We start from the raw sequence: 25,572 nt of genomic DNA, 5'->3' as shown, positions 1-25,572 counted from the left end.
AAAAAAGAGAGCTTCCGCTCTCCATTGTTTATTGCAAGTAGTTCATTGGATTTACAGCTGTGCCATTCTTTCTGATTTCAAAATGAAGATGGCTTCCAGTGGATCCTCCTGTACTTCCCATTTTCCCAATACTCTGTCCTTGTGTCACAACATCTCCGACACTCACAGAAATTCTGCTTAAATGAGCATAGGCTGTTTCCATACCATTTCCATGTCTGATCACAACAAGGTTTCCATAAGTACCTTTGTATCCGGCAGAGATCACCTTGCCGTTTTGGGATGCTGTGATGTTTGTGCCCGTGCTGTTCGCCAGATCAATTCCTGAATGCATTCTTCTAGTTCTGGAGATCGGATGGATTCTGTATCCAAAGGGGCTGGTCAATCTTCCTGCTGTTGGCCAGATAAAGGTAGTGGATTTTCTCACGGCCTCTTCTTTTTCAATCTGCTCTTCCAGTGTGACTTTTTCCACACTGAGGGCAGACAGTGTCACAGAAGCCTCAGAAGAAACTCTCTGAGCTTCCGTCACTACGTTTGTGTACTGCTCTTTCTTAGTCATTTCTGAGTTCACCAGAGCTTCCACCTGAAGAAGATTTTCTTCAATCTCTGCTTTTTTCAGCAGCAGCTCTTCTTCAATTACGCGGTAAGTATCCTGATGCAGATACTGATTTTCATAGGTCTCATACACTTCAAGTTCTCCATGAATCAGTGCAGTCCTTTCTGCTTCTTCAAGTACCGTATAGGCTCTTGCAATGGTCAGCACCGCTGCTTGAAGCAGGTTCGAAGGCTTCAGCTGGTTAAGGAGGCCAATTCTCTCATCCACCGCTGCTTTTTCTTCTGTCAGGAACTCAATGCGGTCCTGCAATGTAGAAACTGTCTGTCCAATGGTTTCAATTTCATTTATTCTGGTTTCAACCAAACGTTCATTTTCACTTTTAACTTCTTCCAAGGTCTGTATTTGTGCAACAACTTCATTTAGTTTTGCTTTACTGCTTTCATCTGCCAGTACCCTTACTTTCGGGAAACTGCCCACAGCAAAAATCACCAACGCAGCGGCAACCGCTTTATTCCAAGGCTTCATGTTTATTCCTCCATCATTTTCATACAACTTTTTTATAGTACGTCTTTTTTGTAAAGAAAATATGAAGAGAATTAAACATTTTACAGCAAAAAATTAAAGGCAGTCTTTACAACTGCCATAAGCCCCTAAATTCAATGGGTTCTGTAACCATTTTGTTTCCAGTATCCCCTTAAAAAATTAAGCGAGATAAAAGAATGTGAAGAAATAATGTAGAAGACTGCCGCCTAAAATGAACAAATGGAAAAGTTCATGAAAGCCCAGCACCTTGGAAAAGTTTGGCTTCTTGATCATATAGATGATGCCGCCGATGGAATAGAGAATCCCACCAAAAAGAAGCAGGAGGAATCCGCCTTGGGGAATACTCGAATACACATCACCAATGAAAAAGATGACCATCCATCCCATCATGAGATAGAAGAGAGTGTAGAGCACTCTGGGAATCCCTGGTATAAAAATCTTTGAGAGGATCCCAAACAATGCAATGCCCCAGATAACGCTTAATATCACTACCCTCTGCTGTCCTTCAAGAACCATGAGGCACATTGGTGTATAGCTTCCTGCAATGAGCACATAAATCATACTGTGGTCCAGTTTCTTCAGTTTTTTTATAACCTTTTCACTGCCATTATAACTGTGATAAATTCCGCTGGCCAGGTACAGAAGAACCAGGCTGAGTCCGAATATAATAACACCAACGATACTCTTCACTGATGCTTCTGTCACTATTCTATGGACCAGCATCACAATGGTTCCGATAAAGAATAAGATCGCCCCTCCCAAATGTGTCCAGGCATTCACAGGCTCTCTCAGTTTGCTTTTTTTCATGTAGATCCCTCCATCTAGTTTTAATAACTATGTGTTGTCTTATTTGTATTATACCGCAGCTTCCATAAAATGCAATATTGAAAATGTGAATTGTATCTATTATGATGATGTTATGTAGTTCTGAAAACAAGATAAGGAGATGAAACAATGCTTGAAACATCCTTCCCCCAGCTGCCAGAAGTGGAAGCTCTGCCGGATTTTGGCCTCTATATGGATCAGGTCATGACTCTTATGGAGAAACAGTTCCCCAAATGGCCACTGACAAAAACCATGATTAATAATTATACCAAAGACAAAATACTTTTTCCTACAGAAAAGAAAAAATACTCCAGAGAGCATTTGATGATGCTGTCTCTCATCCAGATTCTAAAAAGAACCCTGACTCTGCCTCAGATCAAGACCCTCCTCTCTCCTCTCAGCAAAGAACTGGAAAAGGGAGAAACTGCCACTCTTTACACTCTATATGGATCTTTTCTTTCCCACTACCAGAGTACGCTCACTGCTGCGTCTGCTCTTTCCGCTTCTGTTGTGGCAGAGAGCAATCACAGTGAAAGCCTAGTCTATCTCTATGCACTCCTTTCAAGCTATTTCCAGAACCTTGCTGAAGAACAGGCTAAATCTTCTAAAAGCCTTTTATGACAACATTTTCAGAGGAAGTGTTCACAATTTTTTATCTTGCACTTCATACAGACTTTTCATCCGTCCCGTACACTTAGACTAAATCCCATAACAATCACGGATTTAGAAGTTGAGATGAAATGAAGGCGATTAGATGAAAACAATAGAACTAGGTGCAGTGCACCTCAATGTAAACAACTTAACCAACATGAGAGAATATTATGAGCATCTTGGGCTCACTGGTAAAATGGAAGACGGAAAAGTAGTGCTCTATGCAGACGACCGTCCTCTTCTTATTCTTCATGAAACCCACAAAACCAGACGTCACGAGGTGGGTCTTTATCATTTTGCGATTAAAGTCCCCACGAGAGGTGATTTCGGGGATTTTCTGTATCATGCAGCAAAAACAAGAATTCCCGTCACCGGATTCTCTGACCATTATGTGTCAGAAGCTGTATATCTGACAGATCCTGAAGGAAACGGCATTGAAGTTTACTGGGACAGGCCTCAAGAAAAGTGGATGAAAGATGGGACTCTCCATATGTCCACAGAAGTGATGGACATAGATGGTGTCCTCAAATCAAGGTATTCCAATGAATTCATAAAATTCCCAAAGAATACAGTCCTCGGACATATCCATCTTCATGTTCTGGATTTGGAAGCTTCCTCCCGGCATTACAAGGAAACCCTGGGACTTGCGAAAATGTTTGATTATCCCAGTGCAGGCTTTTATTCCAGAGATGGATACCACCATCACATCGCCATGAATCTTTGGCTGCCAGGTTCTCCAAAAGAAAAGGAAGACCATTATCCTGGAATTCATTCATTTACCCTCTATCTGGAGCCCTCCATCTATGATGCACTCTATAAGACAGAAAGCTACAAAATGGTCCACCGGGACCCCAGTAACATTCTATATGAAGTGCACCGAGGGTTTATCAGATAACAACCACCCTTTTGCTTCCTCCTATTTGAAATATACTTTCTCTTTTTTGTATATTTCAAATATTTTAACCCCGAAGACACCAGTCTTCGGGGTTTTCCTTTTCTTTAGGGTTTGGTTTCATTGATATAGGCTGTCTGGATCATTTCCTTGATATACCCTTTTCTGTATGCATTCACCAGCTGCAGAAGATCTTCCACCTGGGACTTCAGTTCATATCCTGTGTCCGTATCAGCCACCCGTCTTCTGCTGGTGACGCTTTCAAGAACCATCACCGTGGAGACGATGTCCTTCTCCTCCATAATGGCTTTCTTGGTGGATTCAAAGGGCTCATGACTCACAAGATTCATGCCATGAGAATTATAGATGAGGGTGTACCCGGCAATACCAGTTTCCTTCTGATAAGCTTTGGCAAATCCGCCATCGATGACCAAAAGCTTCCCTCCTGCTTTGATGGGACTTTCTCCCTTCATAACCTTCACAGGAACATGACCGTTGATGAGATGGGAGGTTTCAATATCAAGACCGAAATCCGCCAGGATCTTTTCAATCCATTTTATATTTTCACGGTCCTTATAGTAGGGATTCTTCTCTTCCGCATGGGTTTCCCTCTCTTCTATATAATAGCGTTCGAAGGTCGCCATCTTTTTCTTCCCAAAGAGTGGTGATGCAGGTCCACACCAGAGATACCACATGGCATCCAGTCCCTTTTCACGAAGAACTGGATCATTATTGAAGTATCCTTGCCTCGCCAGTCTCTCCAGTTCATCCAATGCTCTTTTCCCGTGGTATTCTTCTCCATCAATCATGATGGGCATGAAGTCACCATTGGCCTCCATGGGAATGCAGCCATGCAAAAGCAGATTGCCGTTGAACACCTTGTACATGCTGCCCTTTGAATAGAGAAGCTTCACGTGGTCATTGAGCCTTAAAGAGTTCATAAAGCTTCTCTTCAAGCGGTCCACAATCTCCTTCTCCTCTTCTGTGAGGATAAAAGGATTCTTGGGGTCTATGGTTGGGAACTCCTTGGAATTGAGAGCGTACTCCACCCCATCCACAAGGATGGTTCCTTTTTCGTAGTCAATCATATCCAGAAGCATCCGGTCATTCATGCCATACTCCGGATGACGGTAAATGATTTCGGCCTCCAGCTTCATCTGAATGAGGAAGATTGCCTTATGGATTTTAGCCACCATTTCCATTTCCCGCTGATTTTTCTCTGTGATCTCCACACCTCTAGGCATGAAATTCTTCAGTTCTTCATTTCCATAGGTATCCATGGCGAAGGTCGCCAGTGGCAAAAGATTGATGCCATAGCGGTCTTCGAGAAGTTCAAGATGGTTGTATCGGGCGGTGATTCGGATGACATTTGCAATGAGAGCCTCATTGCCCGCACAAGCGCCCATCCAGATCATATCATGGTTCCCCCACTGAATATCTAACGAGTGGTACTCTTTCAGCATATCCATAATGATATCCGCTCCAGGACCCCTGTCATAAATATCTCCAATGATATGAAGACGGTCCACCGCAAACCGCTGGATAAGATTGCAGATGGCTACAATAAATGCTCTGGATCTGTCCAGATCAATGATGGTGTCAATGATCTTGTTATAGTAGTCATACTTATTGATTCGGTCTTCATTCTCATTGAGAAGTTCATCCAGAATATAAGCGAACTCCTTTGGAAAGGCTTTACGCACCTTTGACCTGGTGTATTTGGAAGAAACTCTCTTGCAGACTTCTATGAGCCTGAACAGGTGGACTTTATACCAGTCGCTGAGTTCTCTTTCATTGATGTCCAGCATATCCAGCTTCTCGTTGGGATAATAGATGAGCGTCGCTAGAGCTCTCTTTTCTGCTTCTCTTAAGGTGTTACCATAAAGATCATTGATTTTATTGCGGATAACCCCGGATGCATTTTTCAGCACATGCCGAAAAGACTCAAACTCCCCATGGATGTCTGACAGAAAATGTTCCGTACCCTTGGGCAGGTCCAGAATCGCCTGCAGATTGATGATTTCTGTTGTTGCCGCGTCTATGGTCGGATACTGCTTGGCCAGCAGTGTCAGATAATCCAGATCTCTTATGGTTTTCACTTCGCTTCCAGTCAATTCATTTGTCATTGTAACGCCCCCAAATCATAACAAATTCCTTTATTTCACTTATTATACTATGGAAATCCTCATTTCCCCATAGGATATTCATATCCTCGGATGAAAAACCCTCAAAAGTGCAGTTTGTATTTCGTAAAACCCTCAAGATTATCATTATTTTTTGAATGACTGTGGGTCCATACGATAAATATTTCAAGAACTGATGAAAAATACTCACAGAATCTGAAATTTGTAAACCTTTACTGATCCGTTCCATCTTTGGTCACCCGCACATTCAGAAACGGGAAGAATCTTTCCAAAACCTGCACCTCTGTTGATTTTCATTGAACCTCCATGGGATTTCCGATATTATTATAGTAAATCATGGATTTTTCTGAAATTAAGGGAGTAGGGTGAAAACCCGGTGGATTGAAGTGTTAAAAATGAAGAAAAAAATTGGGAACTCTTTTGGGCTGGCTGCAGTTTTTACTGCTGCGGTAAGTCTCTATGTGATACTGCTTGCTTTCTACCCTTCCTGGTTCCAGAACCTGGAGGGGAAATTGTGGCGCAATCAATCAGAAACCCTCATGGACCACGCGGAGTATATCACCACAGGCTCTTCCCTGAGACTTTCTGAAATCCAGCAGCTGAAAAACCTTCGGCTATTTGATCATGAAAGATACAGCCGGGCAGAAAGCGGCGAAGCCATGTGGATCAGAATCCCAAGCAATATCCTGAAGCAGGACTATTCCATTTTCTCAGCTCAGCCCTATATCAGGAATTTTGACATCTACTTTCCCATTTTCACTGGGAGACTGACCAAATATCAGAACACCGAGATTCTGTCTACAGGAAAAGTCAGAGGTAGAAGCATTCATGCATTCTCTCACATGCCAAATTCCATTGATGCTGAAATGCCGATTTATATCCGGATCGAAGGTCCAGTTCAGAATCCTGAGTTCAGGACCATGCTCTATGAAGATTTTTCCATCTTCGAAAACCGGCTGTCTCTCTTCTTTTCGGTGCATTTCACTGTGTTTTTGATCATATTCCTCGTAAATGTCATACTATATTATATCTTCAAAGAAAAGTCCTATCTCTTCCATGGTCTGTTTCAGCTCTTCACCACCCTTTCTCTCTACTATTACACATCCTTCGGAAACCGGATGTATGATATGGGTACCAGTTTCTATTATGAGGAGTTTCAGATGTTGGCACTGGTATTCATGTATTTTTTCCTCTATGACTACCTGAAAGTGAAAAATAAGGGCGTCCGCTTTAAAGAGCTCTATCAAGGAGCTCTGGCCGTCACGGCTCTTTCTGCATTTTTCATTCTTCTGACTGACCACGATTGGGAAATGCTCATCACCTCAGTGGCTGTAAGTATCTCCTATCTCTATATTTTCCTGGTGGCACTGTATACTTCCATGCGCAAGATCAGATTCTCCGTTTGGATTCCCTTCGCCACCTTTGTGCTCATGGTTTCCTCAATCCTTCAAAGCCTGAGCCTACTGGCATATATTGAAAGCCATGTGAACATCAGTCTGATGATCTTTACAGCTGTTCTAACGGAAGCTGTGGTATTCACCTACAGTATCTTCTACTTTATCCGGGAGCAGCAGGCGGAAAATGCTTTCCTGAAAAATCAGGTAACCACAGATCACCTCACTGGACTAAAAAACAGATATTATCTCGACAAATTTGCAAAAGATAAAATGCTCCTTCTAGAAAAGAGCGGTAAATCAACCTCCATGATCATTCTGGACATCGACTTCTTTAAATCCGTCAATGATGATTTTGGTCATGACAAAGGAGATGAGGTGCTTCAGGAGCTGGCAAGGAAGCTGGAAACCACATTCAGAAAAGAGGATTCGGTTACAAGACTTGGCGGAGAAGAATTCATTATTCTCCTCTATGACAGCAACCTAAAAACAGCGGAGCACCTTGCTGAGCGTGCCCGAAGGATTGTGGAACTTACAGATTTTGGACTGAAAAGACCTCTTACTATCAGTTTAGGTGTTGCAGAAAAGCAACCTGGAGAGTCCTTCAATGAACTCTACAAAAGAGCGGATGACGCCCTCTACACCGCTAAGGCTATGGGAAGAAATCAGGTGAGGCTTTCAAAAGAATCAGAATTTGTGCCTTCTTTGGAAGTAGATCCTTGAATCCTCTTCTTCCAACACAACCTTATACTATGTGAAAAAAGCCACCCTCAAAAGGATGGCTTTCTTGTTCTTCAGATGTCCCAGATTTCTTTTTCTTTTTTGCTGAAGAGAAATCTATCAAATAGTACTAAAACAGGTGGCAGCACCACAAGGGTACTGAGAAGTGCCAGTGAAATATTGATCACGGTCATTAGTCCAAAGTCTTTCAATATGACAAAATCAGACAGCATCAGCACCGAGAATCCGCCCACCGTGGTCAGTCCTGAAGCGACAATGGCTTTGCCGATGGTGGAGACTCCATGAATCATGGCCTCTTTTTTACTCTTCCCCATGATTCTCTCCTCAAGATATCTTTCCGTGAGCATAATCGTCATTTCAACCCCCATCCCAAGAACTAATGCACCAATGGTTGCAGTAATCGGGGTATACTGGATGCCAAGATAGTACATGAGCCCACTGGAGATTCCAATGATCACAAGAACTGGAATCATCGGAATGAATGCTTTCATGATGTTTCTATAGACGAGAAGCAGTGCAAGAAACACAAGTCCAAGCCCGAGAAGTGTCATCTCCATTCTGCCAGTGGTCAGTCCCTTCACCATCTCCACGTCTAAAGCACCTTTTCCAGTCACATAAATATCATAAGGCGCATCTGCAATATCCTCCGCAAGATTTTCCGTGAAAATCTGAAGGTCTTCTGCACTCATACTGACTGTATTTAGAAGCAGCAATCCTTTCGTCCGATCCTCACTGAGAAACATCTCTCTTTGCATCTGCGGGAGTTTTTCCACCTGGCTCGTGTACTCTTTATGGCTCATCTCTCTAGGGTCTCGAAAGTTTGAAATCAGTGTATCTAAGGATCCCACTGAAACAATTTCATCCGGGTATTTACTAAGAAGCTTTTCTTCTGTCTGTTGAAGATAAGCCACCGCTTCTTCAGTCATAAAGTCTTCCGACACCATATAAAGAGCAATCTGATCCGTGGATCCCACTACTTGGCGGAGAGTCTTGATATCCTTCAGCGCTTCCATCTCCTGTGGCATAAAGGTTTCTATATTGCTCTCCACTCCGATCTTCTGATCCAGATAGTAACCAGAGGCTGCCAACAGAGCCGCCAGAAGAAGCACTGGCACAGATGCCCTAAGTACAAGTTCTGTGGTTCTTTTCAGAAATCTGTCTAATACCCCTTCTTTTCCTTTTTCTTTGATATTCTTCTTCATGGCACCGCTTCTATCGCCTCTATTCTTATTTCTTAAATAAAGAACCGGCATTAGAACAATAACACTTCCAATGAAGCTGATGGTCACACCAACGGTCAGCATCTTTCCAAAGTCCCGGATCATCGGCACCGGAGAGATATAGAGAGAGGCGAATCCAAGAACAGTGGCCGCCACTGCAATAAATACAGCCTTACCCATATGTTTCAGTGTTGTTTCCACAGATCCTTCTTCCTCGAATCTATTGTGAAACTGAATCGAGTAATCAATGCCAAGCCCAATGAGTATGGGAAATACAGCCATGGACACCATGGTCACAGGTATGGAAAGATAGCCCATAACCCCTAAGGTAGCCAGCACTGAAATGAGTATGATGGCTAAGCTGAGCGCCCTCCATTCCACTTTGAAAACCAGCACCAGTACCCCCAGCATGATGACCACTGCAAAGCCCACCATCCTGGCCATATTACTTTTCATCTCACTTCTTAAAGCACTGTCCAGAACGGGTTTTCCAGATACCGTCACTGTGAGGTTCGAAAGCTCTTCTTTCTCTACTGCTTCCATCACAATTTCTACCATCTGATCCTTTTCCGCATCCGTGAGATTTCCTTCCAGCTTCAATACCATCAGCGCACTCTCATCATTGGGTAGCACTTCATGGAAAACAGATCGGATTTTCTCATTCTCATCATACAGCATGGACTTCAGATCTGTCTCGGTTCCTGGGAAAGACGCTTTCATCATACTACTTTTATCATAAAATGTAAGAAGACCTTCCGAAATCTGACTTAAGTTCTCTCCCATAAGGAGAAACCCATCCGCCATCTCTTCCAGTTCTTTTGGGTTTACACCATCAGACAGCGCCCCTTTCATCTCATTCAGCTCTCCTGAAAGCTTTCTTTCGATTTCTGTTAAGCCTGTAGCAGTCTGGTCCGCTCCTTTTTTGAGATTCTCAGTTTTGCTTGCCATGATGGTAAGACCTTCCGCACTTTTCTTCAAACTTTCCGACGCCATCCGGAGCCCTTCTGTTAGCTGCGGATTCCCTTCTGATAATGAACTGAATTCCACCAGCTTTAAGGACAGATGGGCCAGTCCCTCGGAAACTTCTGAAAGTCCTGTTTGAAGCCCAGCGGTTCCTGCAGCAATGTTCTCCTGCCCGGTGATGAGCTTGCTGAAATGATCTGATACTCCACGGAGACCATCAAGCTTTTCGCCCATCAGCTGTGGATCCATAACATCTTTGCTTTTTAGCGTATGTCCCACCTCTTCAATTTTCTCTCCCATCTCTCCCAGTCCCTCACCCATGACAAGAAGATTCTCTTTCAGTTCTTCACTGCCATTCACTGTCATACTATGAAGAACTGCAGCGGGACTCAGAATGGTTCTTACTTCTTCCTCATATTCAAACCGCTTTTGCAGCTCAAACATTTTCTCCAGAGTTTCCAAACCCAGCAGATCCTCCTTCTCTCCTTGGAACAGAATAAGAATAGAATCCCCACCAAAGGTTTCTTCCATTTTCTCATTAGACTGGTATACCGTATGGTCTTTATCCACAAGGGTTTCATTGCCTGTAGCCATTCGGATGACCCTTGCTCCAGTCATCAGGACAACAAATATAAGTACAGAAATAATAAGCATTTTAAATGGATTCTTTTCAATACGTCTTCCTAGTGCAGCAAAAATTCGATTCATATGGTTCCTCACTTTATCTTGTTTTTAGATTTCGTTCAATATTACTAAGCTTCTATTAACGTAGTGTTTTTAGAATACGTTCTTTAGCGTTTCTGATAGAAAATAGTATCTTTTGGGCACACCTGTTTGCAGTTTCCACACTGAAGACACAATGAAGTGGTGATACATGCCTTATTACTCGCTTTCAGCACTTCAATGGAAGCTGAAGGACACACCTTTTCACATTTTTTGCAGCCTATACACTGACTCTCCACTACTTTATAGGCAAGATAGGGCTTCCTGCTGAATGCTTTCTGTAGAACTCCGAAAGGACAGATGAGATTATGGAAGACAGAAGGCTTATAAAAAAGTGTAATCACCACCGATAATAGAAGCCAGATCAGAAGTACGGGAGGATTCTTCCCAAGCACAGTTCTTGAGAAAACCATCCACCCTAAACTAAGAAAAAGAAAAACCCAAGGCATCCTTCCGCTGGAGAGCCATCTGGGCGCTTCTTTCGGGATCCTTTTCATTTTCCCGGACATCTTCTCCGAAAGCTTCATGACCGTGTTCATGGGGCAGACATACCCACAGTAAAGCCGTCCAAAATAATAAGCCAGCGGAAGACTGGCAGCAAAAATAATAAGCCACAGAACCATCTTCCCCTGCGCAATGATAAATAGAAAAAGACCAAAAAATAACCATCGCACATAATTTTTCCAATTACGCATTCCCTCACTCCTAATTTCTTTGATTTCCTCCCATGATACAGATATAATTACAAAAAAGGTGTGACCTGTGGTCACACCTGGTTAGAGATACTACAAGGAGATTTTATCATGAAGGAATTATTAGAAATGCTGCCCCTTTTTCAAAGTTTAACGGACCCTGAGCGGTCCAACTATATATCGAGGCAGTTCTTCTTCAGAAAAGACTATAAAAAAAACAGTGTACTGCATTTTGAAGGAGAACATTGCACACATCTTGAGATTGTTCTTTCAGGTGTTATCACCATAGACCGAATTAGTGAAGACGGTACTCTCCTCACTCTTTTTGAACTGAAGGAACAGGATATCCTAGGCGGAAATCTTCTTTATACAGCGTATCCTTATTATCCCATGACCGCCTCCTGCAAAACGGATGTTACGATCTTAGCCATTGAAAAAGAAAATCTGTTTGAAATTCTCTCGACCCATCCGGTGATACTCCGTTCCTTCCTCTCTTTCTCCAACAATCAGGCTTCTTCTTTAAGCCATACGGTTAGAAACTATATGGGCCAGCCACTGCGGGAAAAGCTTCTGCGATACTTTGAAATAGAGATGAAAAAACAAAAGAGAAACCCCTTTCTTCTGCCAATGACCAAAAAAGCTCTGGCAGAAAAAATGGGGGTTCAACGAACTTCTGTATCACGGGAACTGAGAAAAATGAGTGAAGCGCAGATCCTTCGGACTGAAAAAAATTGGATAGAGATTCTAGACTAATATAAAGAAAGGAGAATCCTTGCATCCTCCTTTCTTCTTTGCTTCTTGCTGACTACTGATTATCACTCTTTATGAACCTTGGACCCTATTTAAGAACTCCAACAGCATAGCTTCTGTCATGGGTTTTCCATAATAATACCCTTGAACACTGTCGCAGCCTTCCATCTTCAAAAAATCCACTTGCTCTCTGGTTTCAGCCCCTTCTGCCACCGTGAGCAGCCCCAGATTATGAGCCAAGGTAATGATGGTGGACACGATGTCCCTGCTTTTATCATCCTCTTCAATCCCATCCACGAAGGACTTGTCGATTTTTAAGTAATCGATGGGGAAATCCTTGAGATATTTGAGAGAGCTGTATCCAGTGCCAAAATCATCAATGGCGACTTTCAGTCCCATCTCTTTAATCTTCTGCAGCTCTTTCAACACTACTTCTGCATGGGAAGCAATGGACTCTGTGATCTCCAGCACCAGCTGGCTTGGTGGAACCTTCTGGTCTCTGATTATTCTTTCAAGATAAAGAAGAAACTCCGGATGATAAAACTGATGGGTAGAGATGTTCACCGACATTTCCAGCTGATACCCCATCTGATTCCACCTGGCTAAATCTGATAGTGCTTTCATTGTCACCCAGTTTCCTAGTTCAATGATGAGCCCACTTTCCTCCGCCACCCGAATAAACTGACCGGTAGGCACCGTACCCAACTCATGACTGTGCCATCTGAGAAGCGCTTCCACCCCTGTGATTTTTCCGCTTGAAAGATCGACCTGAGGCTGATATACCAGGGAAAACTCTTCATTTTTCATGGCTTCTTTCAGCAGCAGCTCCATTCGGATCGCTTCATCTTCCTTCCCCATCCCCTTGGTTCCATAGAACGTGGCATGGTTTCTTCCCGTTTTTTTAGAATAGTACATGGCATTATCCGACTTCTTGAGAAGTGTTTCCAGATCTTCTCCATCCTCCGGATAGGTGCTGATGCCGATACTGGACGATACGCTGACTTCAGCATAATGAATGATAAAGGGATCTTTAAAGAGACCTTGAAGATTCTCAGCAAAGGACTCCACTTCGTTCCGCTCTGTGAATCCATAAAGAAAAATGTACTCATCCCCACCATAACGGTATAGTTTTGCTCTATTGTCTTGGACATGGTAAAGAAGTCTTTGGGACACAGCCTTCAAAAGTTCATCTCCTACTTCATGTCCCCAATTGTCATTGATGGATTTAAACCGGTCCAGATCCAGAACCAGAACCCCAATCCTCGCCTCATCCTCCAATAGACGCTCAAAATCCTCCATCATGGCTCTCTGGTTGGGTAGATGGGTCAGATGATCCTGGTACGCTACCTTTTTCAGGGAGCGCTCCATATTTTTCCGGTTGGTGATGTCTTTGCCGATGCAGTGGATCCCTTTCATTTCTCCGCCGATGATCAGAGGCATTACGGTGATATGAAGATGCACCACCTCTTGTTTTCTATTGTACATGGCAGTTTCGTAGCGGATGGAGTGACCATTCAGAACCTTGGAGAACTCCTTCAAGGTAAACTGCTGGTACTCTGGCACAATAAAAGGAAAAAAAGGCTTTCCGATGAGTTCTTCTGCGCTGTAGCCCATGAGATCCTCTGTGGCTTTGTTAAGATGCAGAAAGTTCCCTTCCAGATCATAGGTAACCACTGCATCGATGTTATCCTCAAAAAGGGATCTGTACCGCTCCTCACTTTCAAGAAGCTCAATCTCCATATCTTTTCTCTTGGAGATGTCCTTGGCCACACCAAAGACTTCCATGACTTCCCCTTCGATGATGACAGGGATGGCGGTGATGTCCAGGTATCCCACATCACCGGTTTTAGTCACGGAGCGGAGCTCCACCTGGGCAATCTGCTTATCGAGAACCTTCTTGAAATACTCATTGACCAGGGCATGGTCCGATTCGTGAATCACTTCAAGATAATGAAGACCGATGATTTCTTCTTTCGATCTTTTAAAATATTCTGTTCCTTTGAGATTCATCTCCTGAAAATATCCTTTGGTGTCTATGAGATAGTGGATGTCTGGACTCTGTTCAAAAAAAGCGTCATACTGCAGATGAATTTTATTCAGTTTCTGAAGAAGCCTGTCCTGCTCTCTTTTGTCTTCCAGAAGCAGTAGTGACAGCACTTCCCCTTCCTTTTTCCTCAGAGGAGTGATTCTGGCAGTAACGGACATAGACGTCCCTTCTGCATTTCTTACAGTAAGCGGAAAGGTATGTCCACCATGATGAATGAGGGGGTTCCTGCTTTTTTCATCCAACTGGATATTCAATACGTCCAGACAGTTCTTTGTCTCCGGAAGAGTATTCTGATCTTCCAGAATTTCCAGATATGAAGAAAAAGCCTGATTTCTTCCGAGAAAAAAGACTTCTTCTTTATTTTTTTCCAATATTAGTGCAGCTGGATAGGGCAGTGCTTGAAGTGCAGCGATAAACTCCTCAAGACTCAGTAGGTTCTGTTCATTCATACGATTAAAATCCTTCCACATTCAGTGTATACAATCTATTTCCATTATACTCGGATACCTTGAAAAAACCTATGCTGTTCAAATGATATTCACAAAAAAAAGAAGGAGAAGATGCATCTGCACTCTTCTCCAGCATTTTATAACTCTATGGCTGTTTCTTTCTCTTTTCAAAGTCTTCTTCAATTTTCTTTTTCCAGTTCGGATCCATAATATTGTTCTTTCTCACATTGCTTACTGCTTCGCTGATCACCGCATAATTGAGTCTTGTGCCCTCCTCATCGGCATGATAGGTCACCGCATGGTCTCTGCTGATTCCATACTGCTCCGCAGCTTCCTCCGCATCGATGTTCGCACCTAAGAAAAGAAACTCCCATCCATACTTTTCCTTTTGTGTTTCAATGAGTCTTTTCACCTTTGCCTTTGTAAACTCCCTGCTGGCATTCTCATAGCCGTCTGTGGTGATCACAAAGAGAACCTTATCCGGCTTATCTTCCGGCTTTTCACTTTTGTGCACTCTGATCATCTCGCTGATGGTAAGTCCCACTGCATCCAGTAGAGCTGTGGAGCCTCTCACATAATATTCTTCCTGTGTAAGCGGAAGCACTTCTTTCAGCGGTATTATTTTATGAAGAAGTTCGTACCGGTCATCAAACAGCACCGTGGTGATTCTTGCCTTTCCTTTTTCTTTCTTCTGTTTTTCAAGGAGTGCATTATATCCTCCGATGGTGTCCTTCTCAAGCCCTGCCATACTGCCGCTTCTGTCCAGAATAAAGACCAGTTCTGTGTAATTCTTTTTCATTGAAATTTCCTCCTGTATGATATGATGCCTTTAGCATACAGGACTTTCGAGGGGATTGGGTCGCCTCAAAAGCGACATCTTCAGGAACTGGTGAGGGTCGTTTCAAGGAAGGTGAAGAGCACCTCATTGATTTCAAAAATGTTGTAGTTCTCCTCTTCGATGAAGTAGGAAAGAATGAGATCAAACCTGCTGCTTCTTGAAAGAGCATACCCTGCTCTTTTCAGAAGATCCTCCGTTTCATCTTTAGAGAGATGGAGCGCCACCGCCAAGGACAGTACCGTCTTTTTGCTGGGCTGATAGTCTTCATCTTTTCTAATTTTAGAGAACAGTTTTCTGTCCATATTGGCTCTTTTATAGATTTCTGTATCCGTATATCCTTTTTCATCTATGAGCCTTAACAGCATCCTGCTGAATGTCTCTTCCTTTCTATGAAGAAGCTCTTCCAGTTTTCTGTCCTTCCCTGGGGATCGGACCGCTTCCTCCACTTCCATCATCGGCATGTCTATCCTGACTTCTGCCTGGAAGACCCTTCTCTGATTTCTCCTGTCCCGGCTAAAGAGATCTTCTTTTTCCTCCACATAATGATCGTCCACATAGCTTTTTACAGCATCATAGAGATGTGTGGAAAGAAGAAAAGCACCTTTATCAAAGAGAACCAGATATACCAGAATATCCTCTTCCTTCAGAAATTCTCGGATGGTCTCCACCGCTATCCTCATGGCTTCTTTCTTTGGATATCCGTATATCCCTGCAGAAATCAGAGGAAAGGCTATGCTATGGAAACCCTTCTCCTTTGCAATCTGTAAAGAGTTTCTATAGGCGCTTTTTAAAAGCTCCTCTTCTCCATGGGTCCCATCCTGATATCTTGGCCCCACCGTATGGATGATGTATTTTGCTGGAAGATCATATCCTTTGGTAATTTTGGCTTCACCGGTTTTGCATCCTCCCAGGGCTTTGCATTCCTCAAGAAGACCGCTGCCTGCGGCACGATGAATGGCTCCATCCACTCCGCCACCGCCTAAAAGGCTTTCATTGGCTGCGTTCACAATGGCATCTACCTTCATTCTGGTGATATCTTCTCTAATCAGTTCTAACGGCATCTTAAATCTCCTCCCTATTACATTTCCCCTCTTAAGTATACGACAAAACTTTATGTTTTGATTCAATACCAGTTGCTAATCGATCAATTCTAAAGGAGATTCTTAATGAAAATCTCTCCACCTCGCTATCTAAAGATATTCCTGTAAGTTCTATAATTCTATTCAGTCTATAACTCAGACTGTTCCGATGAATGCTCAGCTTTTCTGCTGTATGTAACATTTGGCTCTCACAGGAAAGATATGTTTCCAGGGTCTTATAGAGCTCTCCCTGAGTATGTCCATCAAAATTCTTCAGTATATCGAGGGCTGGATGCACAAATCTATTCCAAGTGCCTTTTTCTATTTCCAGGAGAAGGACATAGATCATATATTCCTGAAAATAATAAAGATATTTATTTTCGCCTATCATCTCTGCAGCTTCCCTGACTCTGGAAATTTCATGAAATGCAACCCTTACTTCTTCTGACTTCTGAATCTTTCTCGAGATGATAATATTCTCTACTCCATTTAAGGTGAGATCAGAAAGCTTTTTCTCTGTTTTTTCACAAAGCTTGCCTCCTTCCTCTTCTTCGCAGAGGATATAAAGAAGGCCTTCTTCTTCACAAATAAAAGCCATTGGAAAAATCTCTTTCAGCTTTTCTCTCAAATGTCCCTCTGCGGAAAGATCTAAAAGATGTTTTGCAGGAAGGACAGACAAAAGTAGTTTAGGCTTTGTAAAGTGAAGACTATGCATATTCAGTCTATGATCCATATGCTCGCCATTCTCTCCGCGAAGAAGATCTAAAAAAAGAGATTCTTTCTGAGATGCAAAAAGCTGCCCATGATGCTCGGATTTTTTCAAAACTTCACAAAGGACTCCTGCAGATTGCTTTAGTATGCGCCTATATCCAGCATCTGTGCCATGAAGATCTAGAAGAATCACATATGCCACAAGGATCCCTTTATCATAAATCTTGGTGCAAATCTTACGGTTAGGGGAAGCGGTGCAGACGACTTCAAAAGGCTCTGAGCTATTAGGGAATGGAGAAAGCGCTTCAATTTTATGCACCTCTTTGATGAACTCATAACTGCAGTACCCTCGGCCAATGTTTACCGACCAGATGGGATCTGTCACCTCTATCCCCTTTGACCATCCAATGATCTTAAAACCTGCATCTATGACGATGAGGGGGTTTTTCAGCCTCTTTTCCATTTTTCCAAGTACTACATCAAGAGTCTCTCCTTTCAGAACATCGGCAACTACTTCTAGTATGAACCGATCTGATTTCAGCTCCATCCACATGAGTTCTTTAACTACCTCATAAATCTCCTTGTAAAGAGAAAGTGGAAAAACACAATAGCTTCTCCCTTCTTTCTTCATCTTTTTAAGAACCGGCCTCAGCATCTCTCTTTGCTCCTCCAAAACAAAGAAAAACACAGCAGCTTTCGTCAGAGACATCACTTCAGATGCCTTTTCAAAATACAGAGCATTTTCCCTCTCTGCACCTTCTTGATCATATATGACCTCTTCAATGTCTTCTTCCAGAATCCACTCTTCTATTGTTAAAACGTTTGTCTTTCTTCTGATTTCTTCCATTATCTCACTTATTTTCATACTGATCCCTCCTGTAGTTCCATTGTGCTCTTTGCACAATTTGTTCCAACTACTTTCTTACAAAGCTCACATAGATATTGTTTTCATTGATTGTTATTATTGTAACAGATATTGTTATTATTGTCACAATCAGATTTGAGCATGAATTGTAAGATGTTTCACTATTATTAAGCTTGAGTTAATTCTAGACGATCCTCAGTTTGATTAATCAAGTGGACTCTACATCATCAGCTCTCTGATGTGCAAAATGCCAAACAAGCAATCTAAAGGAGGAACAACATGTATTATGAACATCTATTAAGTCCCGGTTCCATAGGTGGACTTTATCTCAAGAACCGTGTGGTCATGCCCGCCATGGGAGTCAATCTAGCCAATACGAATGGAGAAGCTACAGAAGTCATCTCCCGCTACTACGAAGAACGTGCAAAAGGCGGTGTAGGCCTGATCATCACAGAAATCGCCAGAATTGATGAGGAGTATGGTGTCGGTACCCCAAACCAGCTTTCTGTAACAGAAGGAAGACACATCCCTCACCTTGAGCGGATGATTTCTTCCATCCAAAAATATGGTACGAAGGTTTTTATCCAGCTGCATCATCCAGGAAGAGAAACAAAAAGCGCCCTCATTGGTGGAAAACAGATTGTTGCCCCCTCCGAAGTCATGTGCAAAGTCACTGGAGAAATGCCAAGAGCACTGACAACAGAAGAATGTGAATCGCTAGTAAAAAAATTTATCAAAGGGGCAGTTATCGCGAAAACTGCAGGCGCAGACGGTGTGGAAATCCATGCTGCACACGGATATCTTTTGAATCAGTTCTTGTCTCCCTATACCAACCATAGGACTGACAAGTACGGTGGAAGCTTCCACAATCGAATCAGAATTCTCTCTGAAATCATCACAGGTATCAAATATATGTGCGGTACACACTTTCCTGTCTCTGTCAGACTGAGTGCAGATGAGTTTGTAGAAGGAGGGTTACGCCTTCCTGATTCAGTGAAAATTGCTAGAACCCTTGAAAGCTATGGCATAGATGCTCTAAATATCAGTTCAGGAATCTACGAAAGTGCAATCACCATCATTGAACCTGGCTCCTATGCACAAGGCTGGAAAAAACATCTGGCTTCTGAAATCCGAAAAAATGTCAAAATTCCAGTAATCGCAGTCAATAACATAAAAGATCCTGAGACCGCTGAAGCGCTTTTGGAAGAAGGCGTTTGTGACTTTATCGGTATTGCCCGAGGACATCTTGCAGATCCTTACTTTGTTCATAAAGCCTCCACCGGAAGAAGCAATGAAATCCGGAAATGCATCGGCTGCCTCAACTGCTTCGCAGAACTGAACCAGGGCAGACATATTAAATGCACGGTCAATGGTGCACTGGGCAGAGAAGTCGAATTTAGCTCACTGGAGAAAAACGGCGTCGGAAAAGTAGCTGCAGTCATCGGCGGCGGTCCTGCCGGGATGCAGGCATCGCTTGTCCTTGACAAGAAAGGATACCAGGTGGTTCTTTTTGAGGAAAAGGATCATCTGGGGGGAACATTAAATGTTGCCTATCAGGCTCCTTTAAAGGATAAAGTCAAAGCTATGAATGATGGTCTAATTAGTGAAATCAAAGCAAGCTCTGTAGAAGTCCGGTTGGGAAAGAAAGCTTCTGTGGAAGATGTGAAAGCACTAAATCCATCCAGCGTCTTCGTTGCTGTGGGTGCTTCTCCTTCTATACCTCCCATTCCTGGTATTGATAAAAAACATGTGCTGAAAGCAGAAGATGTTCTTCTTGGAAAGGTGAAACCCGTAGGGAGAGTTCTCATCATCGGTTCAGGGCTTACTGGTTTAGAGACCGCCGAAGTCCTTGCAGAGAAAGGACATCCTGTAACTGTAGTAGAAATGCAGAAGGAGATTGGCCCTGGCATCAACCGCACCATTCTTATCGATCTTATGATGCGGTTTAAGAAATTCAATCCTGCACTATTGCCCAATCATAAACTTCTGTCTATATCTGACCAGGGTGTCATGCTTATGAACCAACGGACTTCTCAAGGTATCTTCGTAGAAGCTGACACGATAGTTCTTGCATTAGGAGTAAGTCCACGTAGGGAACAAGTGGCTGCTTTCAGACAGTCATTTAATAACGTTCGTGTCATCGGCGATGCCAACCGGGGTGGTAGAATTCAAGAAGCGATCAAAGACGGCTATCAGGAAGCCTTCGCTTTCACCTCTATGGAGTAAAGGAGAAAAAGATGAAAGAGTTTAAAAATAAAGTAGCGCTTATAACAGGTGCAGGAAATGGGTTTGGGTTTGAAATTGCCAAAGAATGTGCAGCTAGAGGTATGAAGCTGGCATTAAATGATATCGATAAAAAAGACCTCGAAATAGCTTCAGAGGCTCTTCGTAAAGAAGGAGCAGAAGTACTCACTCTCCACGCGGATGTCACAATTCCTGAAGAAGTGGATAAGATGGTAGACAGGACCATCGATACTTTTGGGCAAATCGATTTTCTTGTCAACAACGCCGGCGTCGCCATCTCCGGACCTGTCTGGGAGCTACCACTCCAGGATTGGGAATGGATAGTCTCCGCAAATATTATGAGCCAAGTTTATGCTATGAAAAAGGTCATTCCTCTCATGCTGAAACAGGATACAGAATGCCATATTCTCAATGTAGCCTCCGTGGCAGGCCTTATCACCTCCAATGGGATGCCGGCCTATCATACTACAAAGCATGCCAGTGTAGCACTCACAGAAAGCACAAGCTTCGACCTTCAGGCCATTGGATCCAAGATAAAGCTATCTGTATTCTGTCCAGGCTTTGTGCAGACTGACCTTCATAATTATGAGCGTCATCGTCCAGAACGGTTTAATGACAAAAGTGATCCCTACTATCAAAGTCCTTCCTACTTTGCAGGTCTGAAAAGAGCAGAGTTTGTCATCAAAACAGGAATGCCCATTGATTCCATCGGTATGAGTGTACTCACAGCCATAGAGGAAAATCAATTTTATATTCTGACTCATCCTCTCTACAATACCATCATCGGACGTAGAGTGAAGGACATGTTAGAAGGCCGTGGTCCAGATCTTCAGGTGCTGAGAGGTTAGAATCTTATCTGGTCCGTGTTACTTTTCTGAGTCTAAAGTAAAGTACCACTTCCCTAAATCGTCATAAAGATACTTACCCTGTCTTTTAATCAAGAAAAGAAACTCCTTGGTTTTCAAAGAGTTTCTTTTCTTTTTATTTTCACATTCTCATTATTAGACGCTCTAAATATCAAATTCACAATATTTGCATAAATATTCATTTCATACAAAATAAGTCTAGGATGTAACCTTTACCTGCTGTATCATAAAAGGGTAAACCCTTGGGAGAAGTGTCTTTTCCAATTCCACCTTGAAATCAAACATTCCTTCCCTTGATTTAATTTTTGGGCGCTTCTTCCTTTTTACAGCTAGAGTCTCCTGTTTAAGCAAACACCTTAAACAGGAGGCTTCTTGTTTCTCCAGGATATTCATGTTGCAAAAAAGACCCCATTCTTTTTCGGAAATCTCCGTTGAAAGAATGGGGTTTTGAAATGAGAGGCATGGTCTATAAGGGATAAAACGATCTTATGCTTCCAGTTCCTTGATTCTCTTCGCCAGTGCCAGGGCTGCCTTCTTGAAGCACTCCATTGGAGGATTTACAACACCTGCTCCAATCATACCGATACCAGGCCTTTAAGAGCAATAGCAGTATCGATCAGTGGCAGAACACCTGTCTCCAGAACTTTTCTCAGATCGATTCCAGTTGGAATACCCTGGAAGTTCAGGATTGGAATGGTCACGTTTGGATTTTCAGTGGTGGTGATTTCACCCATCTTCTAGGTGTAGTTGATGGCATCATTCACTGTTCCACCTACGAGAGAAATGATGGCTGGGGCTGTGGACATAGCGAATCCGCCAATGCCATAGGTTTCTGTGATGGCGCTGTCTCCGATGTCAAGGCCTGAGTCTTCTGGCTTGAATCCTGCAAAGAGAGGCCCTACAACCACCTGAGCTGGTCCAGTGAACCACTGGTTGCCTTCCAGTCCGCTGACACGGATACCGAACTCATATCCATTTCTGGCCATGGTGGTCAAAATGGACCTGTATTCCACATTGTGGGCAGCGTCCATGGCATTCTTCGCAAGAGCCATCCAAGTAGGTCCGGAGAAGTAGCCAGAGGATGCTACGAAGTTGAACACGTCCACCTTGTCTTTGGTGGAGAAGCTGGTCTGCACCAGATAATGGGTCAGCACCACATTGTATCCTTCCTCAAGTATATCAATGATATGGTCACAACTTTTACTTACATTTTCAAACTGCTCTTCGATGGTTCCTTTTTGCCCTTCCATGATGATGGCATTTCCGCCTATCGCAATGACTGCTGTTTTCATGATAATCCTTCCTTTCTGAAATCCTTTTCTAGGAATAACTTTATCATGAGAAAGAAAGAACAACCCACCCACAAAACAGCTAAAAAAACCAGCTTCATTTGGTTATAGTAACCAAATCATATGTAAAAGTGAAAAGACCGGAGCATCTCACAGCTTTCGGTCTTACTCTTCCTTACTCTTTCCAAAGGATGGGCACAAGCTTCTTTAGAAGAACGCCCTCCGCTTCCTCATAAAGAGGGAAGGACGCTTCCTCCTTGGATACGAGAAGCCTGTCTATGGACTCTTCTCCTTCTAAAGAAGATTCATACTCCAGGAGAAGATATGCCGTATTTTCTTCTGGTCTATACTCTTCCGGACGCATAGAGGCCTGAAGAACTGTTTTCTTTCTGATGGCATGGTCCTTTCCCATCTCAAATATTCTCACGACTTCCGGTGCCGCTTTATACTCAAAGCTCACCTTGAACTTCATCTGATATCCTTCGTTGTTTCCGATCTCGTCATAAGAGTCATCTTCTGAAAGCATCAGCGCACTGAGATGATCCACCTGATAGCCCATGTCATCAGACCGCTGCATGAAAACCTCACCGTTCTCATCCTGGCGAATCCGGTAAGGATAGAAGATATGGTTTTTCTCTGTGAAGTAGAGCACGGCTTCCACATCTTGCGCGGTTCCACCTCCTTCTCCCACACTGACAGTGATATTCATGTCTGAAAGATGGCCACTGGTGACCTGCTCCTGATATCTTTCTCCATCTTTTTTGGTTACAGAAGGAGAAAAAAAGAAATATCCTTTCTCCTCTTTCTCCTCTTTCACCTCATAGGTCTCCGTTTCTTCATCATAGACCACTTGCGGCAGATCTTCTTCCGCAAGATGACCCATCCGGTCTGTCCGTAGGTACACCCCGATGAACCTTCCTTTGGAAACCTGCTCCTCCTCTTTCGCCAGCTGACATCCTGTGATCATCATGACCCCCAATAGGAGACCACCAATCAAAAATTTATGCTTCATATTCTTCCTCCTCCAGTTCTCCGTCAAATTTCAACAGATCCCCCACATCACACCCCAGAAAATAACAGATTCGGTTTATCGTATGGAACCTGATGCCTTTCGCTTTTCCACTTCTTAAAATGGAGAGATTGGCTTCTGTGATCCCCACAAGACCGCAAAGCTCCTTTGCTGTCATGCCCCGCTCTTTCAGCATCTCATCCAGATGCACGTTAATCGCCAAGAAACTCCCTCCTTTTTATATGAACAGATCATTGTCTTCTCTCAGCGCTTTGTTTTCCTTCAAAAGCACTGTCAGAAGATAGATCCCGATGGATGCCATCATGGGCAGAACCGGCAGTAGGAGGGTCACTTCCATGGAAAGGATGTTCCCCAAAAAGAGCATCTGCAGGAAGTGATAGGAAAGGTTCATCAGAACCGTCATCTGGATGAGCGTAACACTCCCTTTTCCAAGCCGCTCTGAGAGTGCCATGGCCTCTTCTGAAGTCCCCTTTTTTGAAATTTCCAGAAGCTTCGCTCCCCGATAAAGAAGTGGGATACCCAGAAGGTACGGAAGAGCGCCCAGTAAAAACTGCAGCAGAAGGAAAAACTGGCTGATGGTAAGATTGTCATTTCCATAGAGTCCACCGAGCATTGCAGTATTTCCTTGGATGAGGGTTTCACTTTTAGAGATCCACTGCCACAGCTGAGGTCCCATCACTTGAAAAACAAAAAGAAGAAACATGAGATAAAGTGCTCCTTGCCCATAGGCAAAAAGACCAGTCCGATCCTGCTCTTTTAGGGCATGAAGAGCAGAAAGCACAATATAGGAAAAGAGAAGAGAATACAGCATTCCGCCCATGATCGTCGAAAAAACTGTCTTCCCGCCAACGTCTCCATATAGCGCAGCCAACCCTTTTGGGTTCATCAGCTGATACAAGGAGAAAAATAGGAGCACACTTCCTGCCGCTAAAATCAGTTCCCGAAACTGCCTCTCTTTTTTTCGTCTGAGGAACAGCACATATAAAGGAGACAAAGACACATCCAGATAAAGAAGCCAGGCCAGCACATTATAAAATCCTCCCTTTAAGGAAAGGCTTCTCAAGATCTTTGCAAGGGGCACGAGAGGAAAAGAGAACGCGGAAAGAAACAGTTCTGGAGAATTTCTGCGAAATAATAGCAGAAGGAGAAGAATCGCGGAGAGCATCCCCGCACTGATTTTCCAGAACTTTTTGGATGGAAGCATACAACACACCTTCTTTATAATTATTGCGAAACGATAATTCTTACCTTAGTCTATCATCATAATTATTGTTTTACAATAATTTTCTTTGTTCGAACAGAAATATTCTTTACGGGTCTTATCTTTACGGAGCTCACTAATGTGTTTCTTTATGAATAGACCTCAGTCTTCCTCCTCATCTACCACTTGGAATCACACTTTGAAATATCACCTCCACTAAATTACATTGCGTGATATTTTCAAATCGAGTCTTCCTTGCAAAAGGATCATGGACCTGTGGAAACTCCCTTAAATGAAGCTTTACAGTGACTTCTCCTCTTTTATACAAAAGGGATGCCTTTTTTCTTGCTCTTTATTACCCCTATAAACCGTATATCTGTTGTATAATACAACTAAGTGAAAAATTAAGGAGGAAGAACATGTTTATCTGTACAATCAGTGTGTTCCACAAATACGGAAAACAGATTCTGGATGAGATGCTACAGCCCCTTCATCTGGATTGGCGTTCCATGGTGGTGCTTCTTGTGGTAGATCAGGTCCCAGGCATCTCCCAGGGAAGACTCATCCCCTTTCTTCAGACAGATAAAGCCAATGTGGCGAAACTTCTGAAAGAAATGGAAGAAAAGGATCTTCTTGAACGGAAGGAGGAGGAAGGAGACCATAGAATCAAAAACTGTCATCTTACAGTAAAATCCTCTTCCATTCTGCCAGAACTGAGAGAAATCATGAGTATCTGGGAAAATCAGTGTTTCAGTGGACTCACTGAAACAGAAAAGGAAGTATTTCTCAAAGCATCCCGCCAGATTGGCTATAATCTCACGGGTTACTGGGAACTGTAAGAAATAACTGGATTATTTATATC

General features: G+C 43.0%; 21 protein-coding genes. 7 read left to right on the top strand and 14 right to left on the bottom strand.

From position 1 onward, the window contains the following. Positions 1-28: 28 nt before the first annotated feature. Together T487_RS15985 and trhA are read right to left on the bottom strand one after the other, a co-directional pair. Complete coding sequence (locus T487_RS15985) at positions 29-1,078, bottom strand: M23 family metallopeptidase (protein ID WP_051651664.1); 1,050 nt, start codon at positions 1,076-1,078, stop codon at positions 29-31. Between the two features lie 177 nt (positions 1,079-1,255). Continuing rightward, on the bottom strand, positions 1,256-1,903 hold the full coding sequence (trhA, locus tag T487_RS0110290; RefSeq protein WP_031576957.1) for a PAQR family membrane homeostasis protein TrhA: 648 nt from the start codon (positions 1,901-1,903) through the stop codon (positions 1,256-1,258). Between the two features lie 147 nt (positions 1,904-2,050). Between trhA and T487_RS0110285 the strand changes: the two genes are divergently transcribed. Continuing rightward, positions 2,051-2,542: a DUF1836 domain-containing protein gene (locus T487_RS0110285; protein ID WP_051651663.1), complete on the top strand. Its 492-nt coding sequence runs from the start codon at positions 2,051-2,053 to the stop codon at positions 2,540-2,542. Between the two features lie 133 nt (positions 2,543-2,675). Then, positions 2,676-3,467: a VOC family protein gene (locus T487_RS0110280; RefSeq protein WP_051651662.1), complete on the top strand. Its 792-nt coding sequence runs from the start codon at positions 2,676-2,678 to the stop codon at positions 3,465-3,467. Positions 3,468-3,571: 104 nt separating this feature from the next. Here T487_RS0110280 and T487_RS0110275 read toward each other — a convergent pair whose 3' ends face one another. Then, entirely contained in the window at positions 3,572-5,590 is a 2,019-nt protein-coding gene (locus T487_RS0110275; RefSeq protein WP_036909382.1) for a fructose-bisphosphatase class III, read from the bottom strand. A gap of 413 nt (positions 5,591-6,003) precedes the next feature. On the opposite strand from T487_RS0110275, the gene T487_RS15980 reads away from it, so the two are divergent. Beyond that, positions 6,004-7,725, top strand: coding sequence for a sensor domain-containing diguanylate cyclase (locus T487_RS15980; protein ID WP_051651661.1), 1,722 nt, complete (start codon positions 6,004-6,006; stop codon positions 7,723-7,725). Between the two features lie 71 nt (positions 7,726-7,796). Here T487_RS15980 and T487_RS15975 read toward each other — a convergent pair whose 3' ends face one another. Both T487_RS15975 and T487_RS0110255 read right to left on the bottom strand, forming a co-directional pair. Continuing rightward, the gene (locus T487_RS15975) at positions 7,797-10,634 is read right to left on the bottom strand and encodes an efflux RND transporter permease subunit (RefSeq protein ID WP_051651660.1); all 2,838 of its coding nucleotides are present in this window, start codon (positions 10,632-10,634) and stop codon (positions 7,797-7,799) included. Between the two features lie 83 nt (positions 10,635-10,717). Then, positions 10,718-11,344, bottom strand: coding sequence for a 4Fe-4S binding protein (locus tag T487_RS0110255; protein ID WP_031576948.1), 627 nt, complete (start codon positions 11,342-11,344; stop codon positions 10,718-10,720). A gap of 108 nt (positions 11,345-11,452) precedes the next feature. Between T487_RS0110255 and T487_RS0110250 the strand changes: the two genes are divergently transcribed. Beyond that, a complete protein-coding gene (locus T487_RS0110250) occupies positions 11,453-12,094 on the top strand; it encodes a Crp/Fnr family transcriptional regulator (protein ID WP_031576946.1) in 642 nt (213 codons plus the stop codon). 69 nt (positions 12,095-12,163) lie between these two features. Here the strand turns inward: T487_RS0110250 and T487_RS0110245 are convergent, their stop codons facing one another. From T487_RS0110245 to T487_RS0110225, 4 genes are all read right to left on the bottom strand, one after another. Then, complete coding sequence (locus tag T487_RS0110245; protein ID WP_051651659.1) at positions 12,164-14,587, bottom strand: sensor domain-containing protein; 2,424 nt, start codon at positions 14,585-14,587, stop codon at positions 12,164-12,166. A 145-nt stretch (positions 14,588-14,732) separates the two neighbouring features. Then, complete coding sequence (locus tag T487_RS0110235) at positions 14,733-15,386, bottom strand: vWA domain-containing protein (protein ID WP_031576936.1); 654 nt, start codon at positions 15,384-15,386, stop codon at positions 14,733-14,735. A gap of 80 nt (positions 15,387-15,466) precedes the next feature. Next, complete coding sequence (locus T487_RS0110230; protein ID WP_031576933.1) at positions 15,467-16,486, bottom strand: O-acetyl-ADP-ribose deacetylase; 1,020 nt, start codon at positions 16,484-16,486, stop codon at positions 15,467-15,469. Between the two features lie 31 nt (positions 16,487-16,517). Continuing rightward, positions 16,518-18,080, bottom strand: coding sequence for a PucR family transcriptional regulator (locus T487_RS0110225; RefSeq protein ID WP_031576931.1), 1,563 nt, complete (start codon positions 18,078-18,080; stop codon positions 16,518-16,520). Between the two features lie 279 nt (positions 18,081-18,359). Between T487_RS0110225 and T487_RS0110220 the strand changes: the two genes are divergently transcribed. Together T487_RS0110220 and T487_RS0110215 are read left to right on the top strand one after the other, a co-directional pair. Then, positions 18,360-20,306, top strand: a complete 1,947-nt coding sequence (locus T487_RS0110220) for an oxidoreductase (RefSeq protein WP_031576930.1) — start codon at positions 18,360-18,362, stop codon at positions 20,304-20,306. A gap of 11 nt (positions 20,307-20,317) precedes the next feature. Beyond that, positions 20,318-21,172: an SDR family NAD(P)-dependent oxidoreductase gene (locus tag T487_RS0110215; protein WP_031576929.1), complete on the top strand. Its 855-nt coding sequence runs from the start codon at positions 20,318-20,320 to the stop codon at positions 21,170-21,172. A 593-nt stretch (positions 21,173-21,765) separates the two neighbouring features. Here T487_RS0110215 and T487_RS16620 read toward each other — a convergent pair. The 5 genes from T487_RS16620 to T487_RS0110190 all read right to left on the bottom strand — a co-directional run bounded on the left by T487_RS16620 (position 21,766) and on the right by T487_RS0110190 (position 24,713). Then, the gene (locus T487_RS16620; protein WP_207638309.1) at positions 21,766-21,924 is read right to left on the bottom strand and encodes a hypothetical protein; all 159 of its coding nucleotides are present in this window, start codon (positions 21,922-21,924) and stop codon (positions 21,766-21,768) included. 3 nt (positions 21,925-21,927) lie between these two features. Next, entirely contained in the window at positions 21,928-22,482 is a 555-nt protein-coding gene (locus T487_RS15470) for an oxamate carbamoyltransferase subunit AllG family protein (protein WP_207638308.1), read from the bottom strand. Between the two features lie 172 nt (positions 22,483-22,654). Then, positions 22,655-23,491, bottom strand: a complete 837-nt coding sequence (locus T487_RS0110200) for a hypothetical protein (RefSeq protein ID WP_031576926.1) — start codon at positions 23,489-23,491, stop codon at positions 22,655-22,657. Beyond that, positions 23,481-23,711: a helix-turn-helix domain-containing protein gene (locus T487_RS0110195; RefSeq protein ID WP_031576925.1), complete on the bottom strand. Its 231-nt coding sequence runs from the start codon at positions 23,709-23,711 to the stop codon at positions 23,481-23,483. Before T487_RS0110195 ends, T487_RS0110200 begins: the two co-directional genes overlap by 11 nt. Positions 23,712-23,726: 15 nt before the next feature. Beyond that, positions 23,727-24,713, bottom strand: a complete 987-nt coding sequence (locus tag T487_RS0110190) for a hypothetical protein (protein ID WP_031576924.1) — start codon at positions 24,711-24,713, stop codon at positions 23,727-23,729. Between the two features lie 416 nt (positions 24,714-25,129). On the opposite strand from T487_RS0110190, the gene T487_RS0110185 reads away from it, so the two are divergent. Then, entirely contained in the window at positions 25,130-25,549 is a 420-nt protein-coding gene (locus T487_RS0110185; RefSeq protein WP_031576922.1) for a MarR family winged helix-turn-helix transcriptional regulator, read from the top strand. The last annotated feature ends 23 nt before the right edge of the window (positions 25,550-25,572 follow it).

This window comes from Proteiniclasticum ruminis DSM 24773, assembly GCF_000701905.1.
GTDB classification, from domain to species: domain Bacteria; phylum Bacillota; class Clostridia; order Clostridiales; family Clostridiaceae; genus Proteiniclasticum; species Proteiniclasticum ruminis.
This window is presented reverse-complemented; position numbering and strand designations above follow the sequence as displayed.